This is a genomic window from Micrococcales bacterium (genome assembly GCA_016703125.1).
Taxonomy (GTDB): domain Bacteria; phylum Actinomycetota; class Actinomycetes; order S36-B12; family UBA10799; genus JADKAV01.
Map to the genome: position 1 here is coordinate 41,598 of JADJCR010000002.1, position 17,481 is coordinate 59,078.

20 protein-coding genes are annotated in these 17,481 nt (G+C 68.1%); 9 read left to right on the forward strand and 11 right to left on the reverse strand.

From position 1 onward, the window contains the following. Window positions 1–16: 16 nt before the first annotated feature. The 3 genes from IPG68_01780 to IPG68_01790 form a co-directional block, all read right to left on the reverse strand. Window positions 17–397, reverse strand: coding sequence for a hypothetical protein (locus tag IPG68_01780; GenBank protein ID MBK6762075.1), 381 nt, complete (start codon window positions 395–397; stop codon window positions 17–19). Window positions 398–518: 121 nt separating this feature from the next. After that, complete coding sequence (locus IPG68_01785) at window positions 519–959, reverse strand: hypothetical protein (GenBank protein MBK6762076.1); 441 nt, start codon at window positions 957–959, stop codon at window positions 519–521. A gap of 72 nt (window positions 960–1,031) precedes the next feature. Continuing rightward, on the reverse strand, window positions 1,032–1,961 hold the full coding sequence (locus IPG68_01790; protein ID MBK6762077.1) for an alpha/beta hydrolase: 930 nt from the start codon (window positions 1,959–1,961) through the stop codon (window positions 1,032–1,034). 90 nt (window positions 1,962–2,051) lie between these two features. Between IPG68_01790 and IPG68_01795 the strand changes: the two genes are divergently transcribed. Next, window positions 2,052–3,395, forward strand: coding sequence for a wax ester/triacylglycerol synthase family O-acyltransferase (locus IPG68_01795; GenBank protein ID MBK6762078.1), 1,344 nt, complete (start codon window positions 2,052–2,054; stop codon window positions 3,393–3,395). 16 nt (window positions 3,396–3,411) lie between these two features. On the opposite strand, the gene IPG68_01800 is transcribed toward IPG68_01795, so the two are convergent. The 3 genes from IPG68_01800 to IPG68_01810 all read right to left on the reverse strand — a co-directional run bounded on the left by IPG68_01800 (window position 3,412) and on the right by IPG68_01810 (window position 5,057). Then, window positions 3,412–4,266, reverse strand: a complete 855-nt coding sequence (locus IPG68_01800; GenBank protein MBK6762079.1) for a Gfo/Idh/MocA family oxidoreductase — start codon at window positions 4,264–4,266, stop codon at window positions 3,412–3,414. Between the two features lie 31 nt (window positions 4,267–4,297). Beyond that, window positions 4,298–4,636, reverse strand: a complete 339-nt coding sequence (locus IPG68_01805) for a DUF2752 domain-containing protein (GenBank protein ID MBK6762080.1) — start codon at window positions 4,634–4,636, stop codon at window positions 4,298–4,300. An 88-nt stretch (window positions 4,637–4,724) separates the two neighbouring features. After that, window positions 4,725–5,057 (reverse strand): CD225/dispanin family protein, encoded by a 333-nt coding sequence (locus IPG68_01810; protein MBK6762081.1) that lies wholly within the window; start codon window positions 5,055–5,057, stop codon window positions 4,725–4,727. Between the two features lie 147 nt (window positions 5,058–5,204). Between IPG68_01810 and IPG68_01815 the strand changes: the two genes are divergently transcribed. Then, a complete protein-coding gene (locus IPG68_01815) occupies window positions 5,205–6,626 on the forward strand; it encodes a decarboxylase (protein ID MBK6762082.1) in 1,422 nt (473 codons plus the stop codon). A gap of 10 nt (window positions 6,627–6,636) precedes the next feature. Here IPG68_01815 and IPG68_01820 read toward each other — a convergent pair whose 3' ends face one another. Both IPG68_01820 and IPG68_01825 read right to left on the reverse strand, forming a co-directional pair. Further along, window positions 6,637–7,149, reverse strand: coding sequence for an LURP-one-related family protein (locus IPG68_01820; protein ID MBK6762083.1), 513 nt, complete (start codon window positions 7,147–7,149; stop codon window positions 6,637–6,639). Window positions 7,150–7,201: 52 nt separating this feature from the next. Continuing rightward, window positions 7,202–8,362 (reverse strand): DUF222 domain-containing protein, encoded by a 1,161-nt coding sequence (locus IPG68_01825; protein ID MBK6762084.1) that lies wholly within the window; start codon window positions 8,360–8,362, stop codon window positions 7,202–7,204. Window positions 8,363–8,580: 218 nt separating this feature from the next. Between IPG68_01825 and IPG68_01830 the strand changes: the two genes are divergently transcribed. Together IPG68_01830 and IPG68_01835 are read left to right on the forward strand one after the other, a co-directional pair. Beyond that, a complete protein-coding gene (locus tag IPG68_01830) occupies window positions 8,581–9,504 on the forward strand; it encodes an NADP-dependent oxidoreductase (GenBank protein MBK6762085.1) in 924 nt (307 codons plus the stop codon). Window positions 9,505–9,695: 191 nt separating this feature from the next. Continuing rightward, on the forward strand, window positions 9,696–10,577 hold the full coding sequence (locus IPG68_01835; protein MBK6762086.1) for an alpha/beta hydrolase: 882 nt from the start codon (window positions 9,696–9,698) through the stop codon (window positions 10,575–10,577). A 277-nt stretch (window positions 10,578–10,854) separates the two neighbouring features. Here the strand turns inward: IPG68_01835 and IPG68_01840 are convergent, their stop codons facing one another. Further along, the gene (locus tag IPG68_01840) at window positions 10,855–11,223 is read right to left on the reverse strand and encodes a rhodanese-like domain-containing protein (GenBank protein ID MBK6762087.1); all 369 of its coding nucleotides are present in this window, start codon (window positions 11,221–11,223) and stop codon (window positions 10,855–10,857) included. Between the two features lie 83 nt (window positions 11,224–11,306). Further along, window positions 11,307–11,633, reverse strand: a complete 327-nt coding sequence (locus tag IPG68_01845; GenBank protein ID MBK6762088.1) for a hypothetical protein — start codon at window positions 11,631–11,633, stop codon at window positions 11,307–11,309. A 411-nt stretch (window positions 11,634–12,044) separates the two neighbouring features. On the opposite strand from IPG68_01845, the gene IPG68_01850 reads away from it, so the two are divergent. From IPG68_01850 to IPG68_01865, 4 genes are all read left to right on the forward strand, one after another. Further along, on the forward strand, window positions 12,045–12,635 hold the full coding sequence (locus IPG68_01850; GenBank protein MBK6762089.1) for a TetR/AcrR family transcriptional regulator: 591 nt from the start codon (window positions 12,045–12,047) through the stop codon (window positions 12,633–12,635). A gap of 91 nt (window positions 12,636–12,726) precedes the next feature. Continuing rightward, window positions 12,727–13,572 (forward strand): alpha/beta hydrolase, encoded by an 846-nt coding sequence (locus IPG68_01855; protein ID MBK6762090.1) that lies wholly within the window; start codon window positions 12,727–12,729, stop codon window positions 13,570–13,572. Between the two features lie 25 nt (window positions 13,573–13,597). Continuing rightward, window positions 13,598–14,629: an NADP-dependent oxidoreductase gene (locus IPG68_01860; GenBank protein ID MBK6762091.1), complete on the forward strand. Its 1,032-nt coding sequence runs from the start codon at window positions 13,598–13,600 to the stop codon at window positions 14,627–14,629. A 204-nt stretch (window positions 14,630–14,833) separates the two neighbouring features. Continuing rightward, window positions 14,834–15,001, forward strand: coding sequence for a hypothetical protein (locus tag IPG68_01865; protein MBK6762092.1), 168 nt, complete (start codon window positions 14,834–14,836; stop codon window positions 14,999–15,001). A gap of 254 nt (window positions 15,002–15,255) precedes the next feature. Here the strand turns inward: IPG68_01865 and IPG68_01870 are convergent, their stop codons facing one another. After that, window positions 15,256–16,728: an aldo/keto reductase gene (locus IPG68_01870; protein ID MBK6762093.1), complete on the reverse strand. Its 1,473-nt coding sequence runs from the start codon at window positions 16,726–16,728 to the stop codon at window positions 15,256–15,258. A gap of 90 nt (window positions 16,729–16,818) precedes the next feature. On the opposite strand from IPG68_01870, the gene IPG68_01875 reads away from it, so the two are divergent. After that, a complete protein-coding gene (locus IPG68_01875) occupies window positions 16,819–17,394 on the forward strand; it encodes a TetR/AcrR family transcriptional regulator (protein ID MBK6762094.1) in 576 nt (191 codons plus the stop codon). Window positions 17,395–17,481: the final 87 nt, after the last annotated feature.

Genomic DNA, 17,481 nt, shown 5'->3' on the forward strand with positions numbered 1-17,481 from the left:
GCTGAACCGCTCAGGCTCAGCGTTTCGACACCCGCTCGCAGTCCCTGGCCACGCGATCCCGGCGGTCGGCCACCACCCGGTCATCACCGGCCCCGCACTTCACCACATCCCGCACGCCGTCGCGGCTGCGGATCGTGTCGTCCCCCGCACCTGCGATCAGCCGGTCCTTACCTTTGCCGCCGGTCAGGCAGTCGGCGCCACCCAGTCCGCGTAGGACGTCCCTGCCACCCAGGCCACTGATCCGGTCCCCCTTGGCGGTCCCGCGCAGGCGATCGGCCTTCTTCGTGCCCTTGATGGCGTTGGCGCACGCCTTGACCACCGGGGTGGCGGCTGGGACCTCCGCACTCACGACGCTGGCGTTGTCAGCCGTGTTGGGGTCCGGCAGGTCGGAGGACACCGTCGCACTGGAGGCGAGTACCCCCTGCTGCCAGTGCTCCAGAGTAACCTGCAGCGATCGAGGCAGTCGGGCGCTGGCGGACAAGCCCGCCCTTCGTGGGGCCAACTGCCCGGGACGCCGGTTACGCGCGCTTCATCAGGTAGTCCGTGACGGTTGGCCAGTCGGGGAACTCCTTGGAACCGAACGCGATGACCTCGCCCTCGAACCCGTCCGTCCCGTTCTTCTGCGGACGGTCGTCGACGAGGAAGTCGCCGCGGTTCAGGTTCTTGTGGTGGGACAGTATGAGTCGCTTGTAGGCCGGGGTGCCTTCTTCAATCCCCAGATGGAGTTGGACCCACTCGACCTTGTGCTGCCACGCCGAGGGGTTGAGCCAGGGGGCAGTGGACAAGATGTAGATGTCGAAGTGCTTGGACAGCTCCCGGAAGGCGTCCAGCGCCCCGGCCATGGGTGGCATGAGAGCGAACACACCAGGCATCTCGTCCTCCCGGTCCTTGTACAAGGCCAGGACGTCCGGGGCGATGTTCTCGAGGTGGGCCGTGAAGTCCACCAGGGTGTTGTCCATGTCGATGTAGAGCGTCTTCACGCGATCTCCCCTCTTGCACGACCATCGTCTCAGGGGGGTGCGACAAACACGTCAGAGCGCGTCGGCCAGGGCCGTGCGCCCCGTCAGAACGTCCTCACGCAGGATGCGCAGCGTTCGCTCCGGTTCCTCGAGGGCGGGGCTGTGAGCGGACTGCGGGAACGTGTAGAAGCCGACCCGCGGACCCCGAAAATCACCTGCGTAGGCCCTGGCCAGGTCATACGAGACGGTGTGGTCGTACTTCCCGTGCAGGTAGTAGGCAGGCAGTGGGAGGCCCGGAACCAGCCGGGTCAGATCGGTGCTCAGCATCGCGTCCCACAGGCCTGACCGGCGGGAGAACACCTTGCCCCGCCAGAGGTTGACCTTCTCGCGGGGGGTGCCCACCCCTAGACCGTGCATCGCCTTGTCCCGAAGCGCCTCGTACGCCGCCGGCAGCGGGACACCTTCCCCGACCGGAGCCGCCTCCAGCCGCCGGACCATGCGCTGGTCACCTCGCGCTTGGTAGGCAGCAAGCAGGTACCGGTAACTCTCCTGCTCCGAGCGCAGTTGGTGGGTGATCTGGCCCATCCCGGTATAGGTGCGGAACAACTCCGGTGACGCCGCTGCCGCCTGCAGCCCGATGAAACTGCCCCACGAATGCCCCATCAGGTGCACCCGGTCCACCGAGAAGCGACGGCGCAGGTACTGCGTCACCTCCAGGGTGTCCGCGATGAACCGCTCGACCGTCATCGACTCCCTACGCACCGCACTGCTGTAGGACAGACCCGCCCCCCGCTGCTCCCACCACACGACCGTGAACAGGTCCTCCATTCCTGTGGGGTAGCGCCGGGTGAGCCAGAACTCGGGCATGCCCGGACCGCCATGCACAAAGAGCAGTACCGGACGGCCGGGCGAACTGCCGCTGATGAACATGCCCTGCGGCACCCCACCGATGGCCACCCGGACCTTCTCGGCGCGGCCGGCGGACCGCGGAGCAGAGAACATCACGGCCGATCGTAACCGTGGTGGCGACGTGCACGCCCGCGCCTCAGGACTGTTCCGCGGGGTAGCCTCGCGGCCAGGAGGTGGCGAGGCGTGAACCGGCGCACGATGTCAGCGGTGGACCATGCCTGGTACCGCATGGACACCCCCGAGAACCTGATGATGGTGCACGCCATCATGTGGACCGATGATCCCCTCGACTGGGACGCGGTGCGCAGCGAGGTGGGTGACCGCATGCTCGAGCGGTTCCCCAAGTTCCGGCAGCACCCGGTACCCCCGTCGATCCCCTTCGGCCGCGCAGGCTGGGAGGACGACCCGGACTTCGACATCGAGCGACACCTCATCCGGCACCGACTCCCGGACCCCGGAGACGAGGCGATCTTCGCCGCGTACATCTCCAGCCAGATCCCCTTGGCCCTGGACCCGGCCCATCCCATGTGGCAGGTGCACTTCATCGACGGCTACGGCACCGGGTCGGCACTGCTCTTCCGCATGCACCACAGCATCTCCGACGGCATCACTTTGACCCGGGTCTTGCTGTCCCTGACCACCACGGGCACCCAGCACGCCGGCTTCGCGGAGCCACAGCCGGCCCGCGGAGCACTGGAGCAAGTGACCGGGCTGACGCTGGGCATCGCCGACCAGGGGCTGCGGACGGTGCGCAAACCGACCCGGTTGATCGGCGCGGCGAACGCCACCCTGCGCGGTACCCGGCGCTTGGTGCACCTTGCGATGATCCCGCGGAAACCACGCAGCGCCCTCGCCGGCGAGGTCGGCGCGGCCAAGCAGGTCAGATGGACCGAACAGTGGCCGCTGCCGGACATCAAACGGATCAGCCGCGGTGCCGGCGTGACCGTCAACGACGTGCTCCTGTCCGTACTGGCCGATGCTCTGGGCCGCTACCTGCGGGAGGAGGGCACGCCCCTGGACAGCGTGCGGGTCATGGTCCCGGTGAACCTCCGGCCACTTGACGAGCCCTTGACCACCGACTTGGGCAACGTGTTCGGGGAGTACGTCGTCACGCTGCCGACCGGCGAGATGACACCGGCCGATCGCCTCCAGCGGATGCACTCGATCATCGAGGAGTTGAAGGGCTCCCCGGAGGCGTTCGTCGCCTACCTCACCCTGATCGCGATCGGGTGGATGCCGGACCCGGTCGAGGATCTGTCGACACGGCTGTTCTCCGGCAAGGTGGTGGCGACGGTGAGCAACGTGCCCGGGCCGAAGGAGCAGGTCCACCTGGCCGGAACGCCGGTGTCCGGGATCATCGGCTGGGTGCCTGGCGCTGCGGATGTCGGCCTGGGCGTGTCCATGTTCTCCTACACCGACCGGGTGCTCATGGGGCTCATCGCCGACGCCCGGTTGATCCCCGACCTCGACCGCCTGGCTGCCCACCTGGTGGCCGGTTTGGACGATCTCAGGGCCGCGACGGTCTGACCGCCGGGCTGTTCTCCTAGCCCTGCATCAGTTCCTGCAGGTAGAGCCCGCGGTGCACGTCGAGTTCGTGCGACCTGCCGGACCGGACCACATGCGCGAACTCCTCCGCGATGGTCACCATGATCTCGGCCCTTTCGCCGTCGTCACGGGGGGGTGCGGACAGGATGCCCCCGGGCCCGAAGACGTCGAGGTCCCACAGGTCCCCCGGCACCACCGACGAGATGCACGCCTGCCCGATCGCGCCACCTTCGTGGACCGTGGTCACTGACACCACGTTCAGCGGGTCGCCGGTGAAGGAGATCGAGTCGATGCGCCCACCCACGGCGTCCATCAGGTCCAGGACATGCGGACCGACGTCGAGCACGGCCCCCTCCCGCAGGCGCCACGGGGTCGCGAAGGGACTGCCGGGAAGGAATGCCCCCGAGACGAACGACGTGCGCAGGCCGGTCACGGCGAAGTCGCGCACTTCGGCGAGGAAATGCCGGATGCGCGAGGAGTATCGCTTGCTGAGCATCAACTGGGTCGGCACTCCGGCGGCGTCGATCGAGCCCACCATCGCGCGGGCATCGGCCAGCGTGAGTGCGATCGGCTTCTCGAGCAGCAGCGGCTTGCCGGCCGCCGCTGCGACGGGCGCCAACTGTGCCTGCACATCCGGAGGGACCGCGAAAGCGACGGCGTCACAGTGCCGCAGGAAGTCGTCGAAGTCGTCGGTGCCGTGCGCGCCGTATTGCTGCGACAGCTGCGTCGCCGCATCGCGCCGTCGGCCGTACACAGCCGAGAGGGTGGTGTAGGGACCGGCGGCCATCAACGGTGCGTGGAGGATGCCCGCCCAGGGCCCAGCCCCGGCCACGCCCACGCGAATCGGATCCATGCCAGGGATTGTGCCGCACGTGACCGCGGCCTCACGCGGCCAGAGGGCTCCCGGGGATGTTCCGGGCGACGGTGAACACCGCGAACGCGATCCCCCAGGCCACGGCCCAGCGCGACCCCGGCCGCCGGAACACGGCGTAGATCAGGAACAGGATGCCGGGGATGAGCAAGGCGTTGTGCCCGATCGACTCGGCGACGTTGCCGTGCGTGAGGTCGTGCAGGCCCCGCAGGGACCCGCAACCGGGACAGTCCACTCCGAGCAGGGCGCGAGTCGGGCACACGGCCCAGGAGCCGGACTGGTGCGGGTCCCGAACGGACAACGCCACCGCGAGGGCCACGACGAGGCCCAGCGGCACGAGACCCGGTCCCAACCGATCGACGATGCCGGCTGGACGCACAGCTGTGTGTCCAGCCGACACTCGGGTCGATTCCGGCGCGGGCATTGCGGAGGCCTTCGGCTCAGTAGCTGCTGGACTCCGCGAGCACGCCCAAGAACACCACGAAGACGAGGTACCCCACGATCGCGATCACACCGACCGCGGCGGCCCAGATGCTCCACTTCTTGGCATTGTCAGCCGCCCGCTGCGCCTCGGCGTATTGACCGGTCGCGTACAGAGAGTCGACCTTGCTCGCGTTGACAATGGCGACGATGCCGAAGGGCAGACAGCAGAACAGGGTAGTGAGGATCGCCCACACCAGGTTGTTGTCAGGCTTCGGCTGCATCCCCATCGGCTGGCCGCCCATCGAGCCGGGCGGAGGGGGAGGCGGTGGGGGAGGTGCGTTGTAGGACATTGTTGCGACCTCTCATGCGTCGGGGACTGCTGCTGCTTGGGCCAACCCTAGCAACGTGCGGGCACAAAACCCCTGATGAGCGGATGCCGGGGTGCTGCGGCCACTTTCCCTATGCTCACGGCATGAGCCGCTCGGCGAGGACCCGCGATGCCGACTGACCCGCGCTCGCTGCGCGGCGACGCCCCCCTGCTCGATGCGTGGCTGCGATTCCAGGAGTCCGCGCCCACTCCGTTCACCATCCCCGGGCACAAGCAACGCCACGATCTGGTGGGCGATGTCGTGGCCGGCGATGTGCCACTGTACGGCGGTTTGGACACGATGAAGCTCTCCGCGGGAGTGCTCGCCGACGCCGAGAGCCGGGCCGCCCGACTGTGGGGTGCGGACGTCTGCCGCTTCTCCACCGGCGGCGCGACACATGCCAACCAGGCACTGGCGCTGGCCGTCGGCGGTGAGAGCGGCACAGTCATCGTGAGCCGTACGTTGCACCGCTCACTGCTCATCGGACTCGTGCTAGCTGGACTGACGCCGGTGTGGGTCCGCCCCGAGGTGGACGCTGCGACGGGCCTGCCGCTCGGGGTCGCTCCGGAGACCGTGCGGGCGACCATCGCGGCCCACCCCGACGCCCGGGCTGTCTTCGTCGGCGACCCTTCCTACGTCGGCACCGTCGGGGATGTGCAGGGCCTCGCGGATGCGGCCCACGCACACGACCTCCCCCTGATCGTCGATGCCGCGTGGGCCGCGCACTTCGGCTTCCACCCCGATCTGCCCGCGCACCCCCTGCAATTGGGCGCCGATGCGATGGTCACCAGTGCGCACAAGACTCTGCCCGCCTGGAGCCAGGCCGCACTGGTGCTGGCACGGACCGAACGCATCGACCCTGCCCGGTTGGATGCCGGTGTGGAGGCGAGCGCGACGACGAGTCCTGCTGGCGCGATCCTGGCCAGCATCGACGCCTCCCGCGCCCTCCTCGAGCGCGACGGCCGGGCGCTGCTCGCCGACGCCATCGCGGCAACCCGCGCCGCGCGGGAACGGCTTCGCGAGGTCGAAGGTCTGACGGTGCTCGACGGCCCAGGTATCGATCCGGTCAAGCTGACCCTCGTACTGGCTGGAACGGGTGCCGACGGCAACGCGGTGGAGCACGACCTCATCGCGGCCGGTCTACCGGTGGAGTCCGCGGATCGCGACGTACTCATCGCAGTCGTATCGCTGGCCGATACGCCGCAGACCCTGGGCTTGCTCGCCGACACCATCGCCGCGTCGGTCGAGCGGCATCGCAGCGCCCCGCGCGCGACCGTCGGACCGGCGGCGTACTCCGTCGAACCGACGGTCGCCGTACCTGTTCGCGAGGCCTTCTTCGCAGCGGCCGAAGCGGTTGGCAGCGACGAGGCGCTGGGGCGGGTCAGCGCCGAACTCATCGCGCCCTACCCACCCGGGATCCCCGTACTCGCCCCCGGGGAGGAGGTCACGCCGGCGGCCATGGGGGCCCTGCGCGGCGCGCAGGCGGCCGGGGTACGGATCGCGTACGCGGCAGATCCCACGCTGTCGACCATCCGCGTGGTGCGGCGCTAACGGGCGCCGGTCAGTCGCCGCCGACCATGCTGTCGAGGCACACCGCGATGGCGAGGAGGAGCGCCTGGTCGCGGCCCGGAAGGATCTCGATGCCGTAGGTGTCCCGCACCCTGATCCACCTCTTGCTCACCGTGGCGACGAGTTGCCTGCCGTCCTTGATCTCATACTCGTGGTCGAGGATGTTCCCGGTGATCTCCAGTTCTGTCCCGTCGGCCAGTTCGGCCTCCATACGGTGACGGATCGGGGAGATCAGCTTCTCCTTGACCGTCGCCGCCGTCGCCCCGTCCGGCGTCTCGATGACCATCGTGTCCTTGATGTGGAGTTTGCGCTCCTGGATCTTGTACAGCTCGCCACCGTCCCGCGGCTCGATCACCAGCGTGCGCCGGATGCGCAAGGCCTTGCCGTTGACCTTGAAGATGCGCTCCCCGTGCTCGTCGAGGATCCAACTGTCGTCGCCTATCGACCACAGCTTCTCCTTGAGCTGGAAGCGCGCGCCGTCGTGGGAGTCCTTGCGTCCAAACATGCCCAACAGTGTGGCAGGCTTCGCGGTGTTCTGGTGCGGGATGGCCGGGCCGTCAGGCCCGGACACCTGCCGGTGGTCCGCGGCTGGTGTGGATCTCGGGGATCCCGACCGGGGTCATCGTGACGGTGAACCGGCCGTGGTGCAGATCGTGATGACAACGCGAGCACAGAAGGACCAAATTTGACACATCCGTCAAACCACCATGACGCCAATGCAGGATGTGATGGGCCTCGCAGAACCGTGGGCTGCGCCCGCACCGCACACACCCCCGGTCACGGGCGATCAACGCCGCCCACTGCGCACTGCTGGCACGCCGCCTCGTGCGACCCAACATCAACGGCACGAACCCGCCAGGGGTCTTCGTACCGAAGATCACCGCACACACCATCGTGCACGTCAGCACATCGAACGTATCGGCGGTGATCGGGGCACCATCGGCCAACACCGCCCGCTCGGCCGCCGGCAGGTCCGCCACATCGATCAGCACCGACAACCCCGACGTGCCCAACGGCGTCCGGTTCGCCGCCGCCGCGGCCGCCACCGCGCCCAACGCGTCCGCCCGGCGCTGCGGCAACGACTCCCCGGCATCCACCCCCGCATCCCGGGCGGCACTGAACTGCCCCAGCACCTCCGCCAACCGGGCCCCCTCCACATCATCCAACAACCCCGACAACCGCCACATCCCCGACGCCCGGGCACTGAGCCGCACCCCCCGGCGCGCCCGCTGCTCCGCATGCGACAACTGCCCGTGCTCACCACCCTGGGCATCGGCCACCACCTGCAACACATGCCGGGTCTCCCGCGGATCCGTGGCCGCCGCCAACACCACCGCCGCGGCCACCACCTGCCCCCGCTGCTTCAACCCCTGCGTGGTCTGCAACACCACCGACACATGCTGGGCGGACACCCGCCCCGCATCGAACGCCTCCGACAACTCCGGGAAACCCCGCAACTCCCGCCCGGTCGCCACCACCGCCGACCCCGCCTGCACCGTCGACCCCGTCGCCGCCGCCACCAGCGTGCCCGTCGTCCCCGCCCCCAACACCCGGGAATCACCCCGCTCATCACTGACCGCGGCCACCCGCGTCAAATACGCCTGCACCCGGTTGTTGATCAACGCGACCTTCGCCATCACCCCCGCCCGCTCCTCAGCACACAACACCTCCGGATCCGGCAGATCACCCACGGCAGCATCCACCACATCCAACGCCACCGGATACACCGTCGGGAGCTTGGCGCGAATCCGGGCCCGCCGAGCCGCACCATGCGACACCTCAAAGAACCCCATCACACCCCCTCCCCTCCGTGTACGCGTCCCACGCTACGCACACGGTGTGACACATACGGCGGCGCAAACACCCACACTGGGGACAACCCCACACAGCCCGCCGCACGGTTGACAGGCGCCTGCACGGATGATCGGCTCAAGGCATGGCGCGCGCTGTTTACTACGACCAGTTCGGTGGACCGGAGGTCCTGCGGATCGGAGAGGTCGAACCCCTACCTATGGGGCCGGACACCGTGAGGATCGCTGTTGTCGGCGCCGGCATCAATCCTGTCGACTACAAGGTCATGCGGGGGTACCTCGCGGAGGCCTTCGAGTGCCGGTTCCCAATCGTCCCCGGCTGGGATCTTGCCGGGACGGTGCTGGAGACCGGCCCCTCGGTGCCGGAGATGAGGCCCGGGGACAGTGTGTTCGCCTACGCGCGGATGGACTGGATCCAGCACGGCACACTCGCCGATGAAGTGACCCTGCCCATCCGCCACGTCGTCGCAGCCCCCAGCACAATCGACCTGGTTCACGCTGCGGCGGTGCCGCTGGTGGGGCTGACGGCGCTGCAACTGGTACGACGCCTCGACGTCCGGCCCGGGCAGACTGTCCTGGTCCACAACGCCTCAGGTGGCGTGGGACAGTTCGCGGTGCAACTCGCGCGCCTGGCCGGCGCCCGGGTCATCGGCACAGCCTCGCCGGCCAACCACGATCATCTGCGCGACCTCGGGGTGGAGCCGGTGGCGTACGGCCCGGGCATGGCCGACGAGGTGCGGGCCCTGGCGCCCGATGGCATCGACGTGGTGGCCGACCTCATCGGCGGGGTGCTGGATGCCTGCGATGCGCTACTGGCACCCGGTGGTCTGGTGGGCTCCATCGCAGATGCCCGCGGAGCGCTGGCCCGCAACGGGGTCTACGTGTTCGTCAGGCCCTCCCGGAACGGCCTGACTGAACTTGCGCAGCTGATCGACAGCGGCGACCTGAAGGTGGACATTGCCGCAACGTATCCCTTCGAAGATGCAGCCGACGCCTACCGCCTTCTCGAAGGCGGGCACGTCCGCGGCAAGGTCGTCGTTATCCCCTGACGACTGGGCCACGTATTGACCCGAACCACCAAGGGCGGCGGGACCGCAGACATGAGTCAGGGCGTCTGGCTCGTCCCACGGAAGTGAAGCTTCAGCTGCTCGCCCGGTGGCATGGTGGTATTGATCCTGCGGGAGGTCGCGACCGGTGCCAGTCCAGCGGAGCGCCCGCCGGCTGGCGGCAAGGGAGGGCGATGAACCCACGGTCAGCACCCACCGGGTGGCCCCGGAGGGTGCCGCTGGGAGACCTGTCGCTGTACGTCGACGTAGTCGGGCAGGGCGACCCGCTTGTGCTCATGCACGGCGGCCCGAGTGCCGACCTGTGGACCTTGGGGGCGTTCCGTCCCTGTGCCGATCAGGCCACCCTCGTCTTCTACGACCACCGGTGCAACGGCCGCTCCACTGGCGTACCGGTCTCGACGATGACGTGGGGCAACCTGACCGCGGACGCCGAGGCGCTCCGGGAGCACCTCGGCTTCGAGAAGTGGTCGGTGCTCGGACACTCGTTCGGGGGCCAGGTCGCCCTCGAGTACACCCTTCGCCACCCCGATCGCGTCTCCCGCCTGGTACTGCTCGACACCGGGGCCGACGCTCTATGGGCCCGGGAGAAGGCGCCGGAACTCCTGGCCCGCCGGGGGTACAGCCCGGCCCGGGTGGAACTGGTGCGGCGGTGGTTCCACGGGGACTTCGCTCCCCGGGAGTACTTCCCGATCTTCGCCCGGATCAGCGGCGCCTACATGGCCGGCAGCGGGTGGCGTGCCGCCGCTCGACTGATGGCCGAAGGCGGATGGCGCTCCCGGATGCGCCCGGAGGCGCTCATCTACGCCGGCCGACACCTCATGGACGGCTGGTCGGTCGTCAACCGCCTGTCGGAGATCACCGCGCCGACGCTGGTGATCGCCGGACGCGAGGACTTCATCTTCCCGCCCACGTGTCAGGAGCAGCTGGCCCAAGGCATCCCCGGAGCACAACTGGTCCTCGTCGACAAAGCGGGCCACAACCCCCAGGACGAACAACCGGCCGTCGTGCTGCCCGCGTTGCGCGCCTTCCTGTCCCAGCCACTGCCGGCAGGGTGAGCCCGCTCAGGCAACATCCGGAATGCATCGCCCGTTGATTCCTCACGTTCTTCGTCATCGCGTGACCGGCACCGGGCACAGCCTGAGAACCCGACCTGTTCACGCTATCCGCGTTGCGCCCTACTCGCGGAACCACCCGCCGAACCGTCGCTCCTGGTGGGGCTGGGCGTTCTGCTCGTAGCCCTGCTCTCGCGAGTGTCAGGCATGCTGCGGGTGAGGCACATGAGCGTGGCGGATGTGGTTCGGGAGCGGGCCCAGTAGGGGCAGCCCCTTCAGTTCACCGCGGCCAGCAGATGCCGTCCGTGGGCTCATCCACGCGCACCAGGGGTAGTCCCGCCGCCCGCCATGCCTGCGCACCCCCGATCACATCGGTCGCGCGTGTGAATCCCATGTCCAGTAGCGTCGCGGCCGCCAGGCTTGAGGAGAAGCCCTGATTGCAGATGACCACGACCCAGGCGTGGCGGTCCACCGCCGGCTCGATCCTGCTCGGGCTCAGCGGGTCGAGCCGCCACTCGAACACTGTGCGGTCGATGACGAGCGCGTCCGGAATCTCCCCGTCCCTGCGGCGTTGCGATTCTGCCCGGACGTCCACGAGCAGAGCGCCGAGACGCACAGCGCTGTCTGCTTCGCGCGGTGTAAGCCGCATGAAGCGGGAACGGGCGTGAGCCAGCAGTTGCGCGATCGATCTGTGCCCGGGTTCGGCTGGAACCTGTTGCGGGATCAGTTGGCTCACGGTCTTGTTGGACACCGCAGCCACCGTCCTACATGGGCTCGGCGCGGATCACGTCGAGGTTCCGGAAGGTGGCTCCCCTCACACAGCGCCGCCATCCGGGCGGCGAACCGGCCGGTTTCCGGCAGGTCCGAGTTCGCCATCGCCACCTCGTAGGAGGGGAACTCGACGATCTGCACGAAGGTGCCAGGCTGCTCACGGTCCTGTGCCTGCGTGGATCGGGTGGCGCTGCGCTTGCCGTCGGTCAGTGCAAGCCATTCGTCCATGAGCGCGCCGAGTTCGTCGATCCGGCTCGTCCGGTACTCAATGATCTGAATGAAAGTCATGGTGTTCTCCTGGGTCCGCCTGTGAATGGTTGTGGGAGCGGCCGCGAGCACGACGGCTCACGCAGGCGTGGCTCCCGTTGATGTGGTGCGGGGCACTCCGCCTCGGGGTGTCCCGGTCCGTGGTGCGCACTTCTGCCATCGGCCGCTCCTACAGCCTCGGCCCCCACTGCCTCTCAGCCGGACCAGTTGGTTCCGACGAGTGACATGGTCATTGTCGCGCCGGTGTCAACCCCCTTCACGGCCTCACACCACCCACCGGCTGCTCAATGCGCAGGCCCAGGAGCTCACAGAGCGATCGTGCGGCCGGTTCCCAAGTCGGCCCACAGGCTCGCCTGTCCAAGGATGATATTACAGTCATCAGACCATAGGATATGGTGTTGTCAAGAGGCAAGGGTCGTCGGGGAGGACCGCATGGCGCGCTACGGCAGCGAGCACAAGGAAGCCACCCGTCGGCGTATCGTCGAGGCGGCTGGTCACCGGCTCAAGCGAGACGGCATCGACGGATCCGGCATCGCCACTCTGATGGCCGATGCCGGACTCACAAACGGCGCCTTCTACGCGCATTTCGACTCCAAGGACGACCTGGTCGCGACGGTCGTCGGGGACCAGGTTGGCCGACAGGCGTCGGAGTTCAGCGAACTGCCGGGCGGCCGCGCCGGGCTCGAGGTCTTTGTCGGCGAGTACCTGTCGCCTGCGCACCGGGACCATCCCGCCGCCGGCTGCCCGTCAGCGGCCCTTCTCGACGAAGTGGGCCGCTGTACCGACGCGACCAAGAAGGCGTACACGGCTGGCACCAAGGCGATCTTGGATGAGATCTGCATCCGCTTGAGGCCCGACGACCCCGAGTCTGCCAAGGGAACGGCGCTCGCGCTGTTCACGATGCTCGTGGGCTCGGTGCAACTCGCTCGGGCCGTAGATGACGGGAAACTGTCCGACGCCGTCCTCGAGCAGGGTGTTCGTAATGCCCAGGCCCTGATCCGCGGCGGGGCGAACCAGCAGTAGCCGAAGCGCTCCCCAGGATACGAGGGGGGTTGCCAATGTCAGTCGTCTCGATTACCGTACGAACATAATATAATTCCTAGGAGCCCGAACAATGACCGCCACCACCTCGTACCAGGACGCCGCCACCACGACAGTGGATGTCGGCGGCACGCGTTTCGCCTACCGGGACCTAGGTCGTCGGACCGGGACGCCGGTCATCTTCCTCAACCACCTCGCGGCGGTACTGGACAACTGGGATCCGCGAGTCGTCGACGGCATCGCCTCGCAGCGTCGGGTGATCACCTTCGACAACCGGGGCGTCGGTGCATCGGAGGGCAGGACACCGAGCTCGATCGCCGCGATGGCGAACGACGCCGTCGCTTTCATCCGGGCGCTTGGGTTGGACCACGTCGATCTGCTCGGATTCTCGATGGGCGGCTTCGTGGCTCAGGTCATCGCAGAACAGCACCCCGACCTCGTCCGCAAGGTCATCCTCGCCGGCACCGGCCCCGCGGGAGGCGAAGGCATCGACAAAGTCACGCTCCTCACCTACCTGGACGTGGCCAGGGGTGCTGTGACGTTCCGCGACGCGAAGTACTACTTGTTCTTCACAGGTACTGAGAACGGCCGGTCAGAGGCGCGAGCGTTCCTGAAGAGGCTGAAGGAGCGCACGGAGAACCGCGACAAGGCAATCTCCGTCGCCTCGTTCCGGGCCCACCTCAAGGCCATCCACGGCTGGGGCGACCGACAGCCGACCGATCTCTCGCGTATTCGGCAAGAGGTATTCGTCGCGAACGGCGACCACGACCGGATGGTGCCCACGCAGAACTCGGCGGACCTTGCGCGACGGCTGCCGAACGCCAAGCTCACGATCTACCCCGACGCCGGCCACGGCGGCATCTTCCAACACCACGCATCATTCGTCCCGGAAGCGCTGGACTTCCTCGCTGCCTCATAGTCACCTCTCAGAAGAAGGACCCCTCATGAAAGCATTCGTCGTCGAGACGTACGGCAAGGACGGTCTGCGCGCCGCCGACGTGCCGGAGCCGACCGTCGCAAGGGGCGACGTGCTGGTCCGGGTGAGCGCCGCGAGCATCAACCCGCTGGACAAGATGACCCGCGACGGCGAGTTCAAGCGCCTGATCAAGCGCAAGCCGCCGTTCGTGCTGGGCCACGACATGGCGGGCGTCGTCACGGAGGTCGGCGCCGACGTACGTGACTTCAAGGTCGGTGACGAGGTCTACGCCCGTCCTCGCGACCTCCGGGCCGGAACGTTCGCCGAACTGATCGCGATAGATGCGGACGACGTCGCCCTCAAGCCGAAGTCGCTCACGCTCGAAGAAGCAGCCGCCGTCCCGCTCGTCGCGCTGGCCGCCTGGCAGATCCTGGTGGATCGGGCGCACGTGCAACCGGGTCAGCAGGTGCTTGTCCACGCCGGCGCCGGCGGCCTCGGCTCGACTGTCATCCAACTGGCCAAGCACCTCGGCGCCACCGTGGCGACCACCACCAACGGTTCCACCGCGGACCTGGTTCGGGATCTTGGTGCCGACGTCGTCATCGACTACACCACCCAGGACTTCTCCGAGGTCGTGTCGGGATATGACCTCGTCGTCGACTCCCTCGGCGGCCAGAACCTGGAGAAGTCCCTGACTGTGCTGAAGCCCGACGGCCTCGCCATCGGCGTTGCGGGCCCTCCCGATTCCGGGTTCGCACGGCAACTCGGCGCGCCGGCGATCCTGAGCGTCGTGATGAACCTGCTCAGCCGCACGGTCCGCAACCAGGCGAAGGCACTCGGCGTGCGCTACGAGTTCCTGTTCATGCAGGCCAGCGGCTCACAGTTGCGTGAACTCGGCGCCCTGTACGACGCTGGCGTGCTGCGGCCGGTCATCGACAGGACTTTCCCGTTCGACAACACAGCAGAGGCCCTGGCCTACGTCGAGGAGGGCCGCACCAAGGCCGGCAAGGTCGTGGTGACGATGGAACCCGTTCCCGACCTCGGATCGTCCGCGGATTGAGGTTCTCGTCTCCGACGCAGCAGTTGGTTGCGCCGAACGAGCACGCCGTGATCCTCCTGACAGCATTCGGAAGCGCTCTGCGCTCGGAGGCCGAACCCCACGACCTGGATCTGGGCGTGCTGTTCGATTACGCGGGAGAGCACGATGTCCTCGGTTTGCGGGACGGCCTCGTGGCGCCAAACTCGATACGAGGGGATTGATCTGGTGGTGCTCAACGGTGCCGGGCCAGTGATCCGCGAACGCGCGCTCGTCGGTGCAGAGGTCCTGTATGAAGCGCGAAAACCCGTGCACACCCAGGCCGCAATCGCGGCAACCATGGAGCGCATGGATACCGACTGGCTGCGCCGCCTCGCCCTGGAGGAACTCGCGTGATGACCCTGGACCGGGACACCATCGTTGTGCGACTGGGGCTCATGAACGATCTACTGAGCGACCTCGAGACGATCGGGGGTGTCGATGCTGCGACTGCGTTCCGACCGGATGGCACGCCATCGCCCGGTCTGGAGCGGGAGGACCTCCGCACGCGTGCTTGGACATGGCCCTTGTCCTTCAAATTCGCGTACTGGACTTCTTGGCGGGCATGTGGGCCCCCCTTCGGTCTCCCACTCCAGATACCTGTCTCCCGGCTAGCGATACCCCCGCGTCGCCCGCTCCAGCGCGTCCACCTCGCCGCTGAACAACTCGAACCCAAGTGCCCGGGCGTTATTGCGCGCCTGCTCGGCGTCCTTGGCACCGGGGATGGGTAGCACCGACTTCTGTTGCATCAGCCAGCGCAGCGCCACGGCCGTCGGCGGCTGATCATGTGCCGCACCGATCTCGCGTAGCAGTTCGACCACCGACGCAACACCCTCGCGTGCCGAGCGCCGGAAGAAGGGCATGAACCGGCGGAGGCCGCGCGGCCGCACGGTGAGGTACCTGCCGGTCAGCGCCCCCGACGCAAGCGGCTGGTAGGCAATCAGCGTCACGCCGAGTTCACGGCAGGCGTCCAGCACGCCGTCGGACTCGGGGTTGCGATGCAGCAGCGAGTACTGCACCTGATTCGAGGCCAGGGGGACACCATGGTCGGCCAGCACCCGGTGCGTGAGCCGCAGTTGCGCCTCGGAGTAGTTGCTCACCCCGACCGCCCGCACCTTGCCCACGTGCACGGCCTGCGCCATCCCCACCATCAGGTCCGCGATGTCGATCCGGCGGCTCGGGAAGTGGTGTTGGTACAGGTCGATCGTCGGACGCCGCAGCCGGTCCAGACTAGCCGCCAACGCGTTCGGCAGGTCGTCTGCGCTCCCGCGCATCCCGGGCGGGAACTTCGTAGCGATCAGCGCCGGCGTGCCCTCGGCCAGCTCGCCGAGCCGCTGCTCCGAGGCACCGTTGCTGTACATGGCCGCGGTGTCGAACAGCCTCACGCCGGCGTCGAGGCTGGCCCGGAATGCATTCGCCTCCTGCTCAGCGCTCTCCGGCCCGCCGTAGGCGAGCTTCGCCGGAGTGAAGCGCGACCTCTCAGTGCCTCTGGCTGTGGTGATGTCCCCGAGGTCGAGGACGTCGGTGTGGCCGAAGTCGCGCAGCAGCCCGGTCACCGCCTGCTTGGCGCCCTCGTCGTTACCGCTGACGAACACCGTGTGGTCGCCGGCGGCGAGCAAGCCCGGGTCGGTCATCAACGCGGCCGTCATTGTGTTAAGCGTCTTGACAACGCGAGCGTCGGGGTAGGTCCGCTGGATCTGCTCGCCCAGGGAGTCGGTGTCCTTGACGAACAACGTGGGCGGCATGCCCTGCGAGAAGTCGAGCGGGTTGGACGCATCGATAAGCACCTTGTCCGCGAGGGCGTCCGCGCCGGCCGCGGCTAGGGCGTCCATCGCGCCGGCCCCGTTCGTGGCGTTGACCACGATGTCGCCAGTGGCGGCTGCTTCGGCGTAGGTGACCAGGCGCACGTCGGGGTGTTCGGTCTGCCACGCCCCGTAGCCGGGCCTGCCCCAGCCATCGGGCTCGGTGCGGCTCATCGTGTCGGCGACATCACGCGTGCCGACGACGACCTCGTGGCCGAGTCCGGCGAATCCTGCGGCCAGTGCCTGGCCGACCGCTCCGGTGCCGAGAACTGCAATCTTCATGGGGACTCCTTTGGTGGTCTGCGTTGCACGACGAACGTAACAGACAGGTCTGTCTAGCACAAGACAGAGGGGTCTGTGTATTATCGGTTCGTGACCACAACTGTTGCCCCGACGGCGCGCGACCGGATCCTGGATACAGCTTTCCGGCTCTTCTACGCCAAAGGCCTGCGCGCGGTCGGGGTGGACACGATCATCGCCGAGTCCGGCGTGGCCAAGGCGACGTTCTACCGGCACTTCCCCGCCAAGGAGGACCTCATCGTGGCCTACCTCGACCGGGTCGACGAGATCTGGACTGGGCAGTTGAAGGCCGCGGCCGCAGCAGCCGGAACCGAGCCGCGAGAGCAACTCGTCGGCCTGTTCGACGCATTGACCAGCGCCTGCCGCCGACCCGGGTACCGGGGTTGCGCATTCATCAACGCGGCTGCCGAGGCTCCCCCGGGGACGCCCGTCCACGACCGTACCGTTGCGCACAAGCAGAGGATCCTGGCCTGGGTCACGGACCTGGCGCGCGAGGCTGGTGCCGCAGACCCGCAGCAACTGGCCCGGGCCCTGACCCTGCTGCTCGACGGCGGCCTGGCCAGCGGCGCGCTTGACGGAGGTCCGGAGAGCGCGGTCGCGGCCAGGGCGACAGCCAAGGCACTGGTCGGCGCCGGGACGTCTGGTTGAAGCGGGCCCCGTCGCGGGCACACGGCTGATCTGCCCGGACGGGGGTTTGTTGCCCATCGCCGGCAGTTCTACACTCGCCGTGTCCTC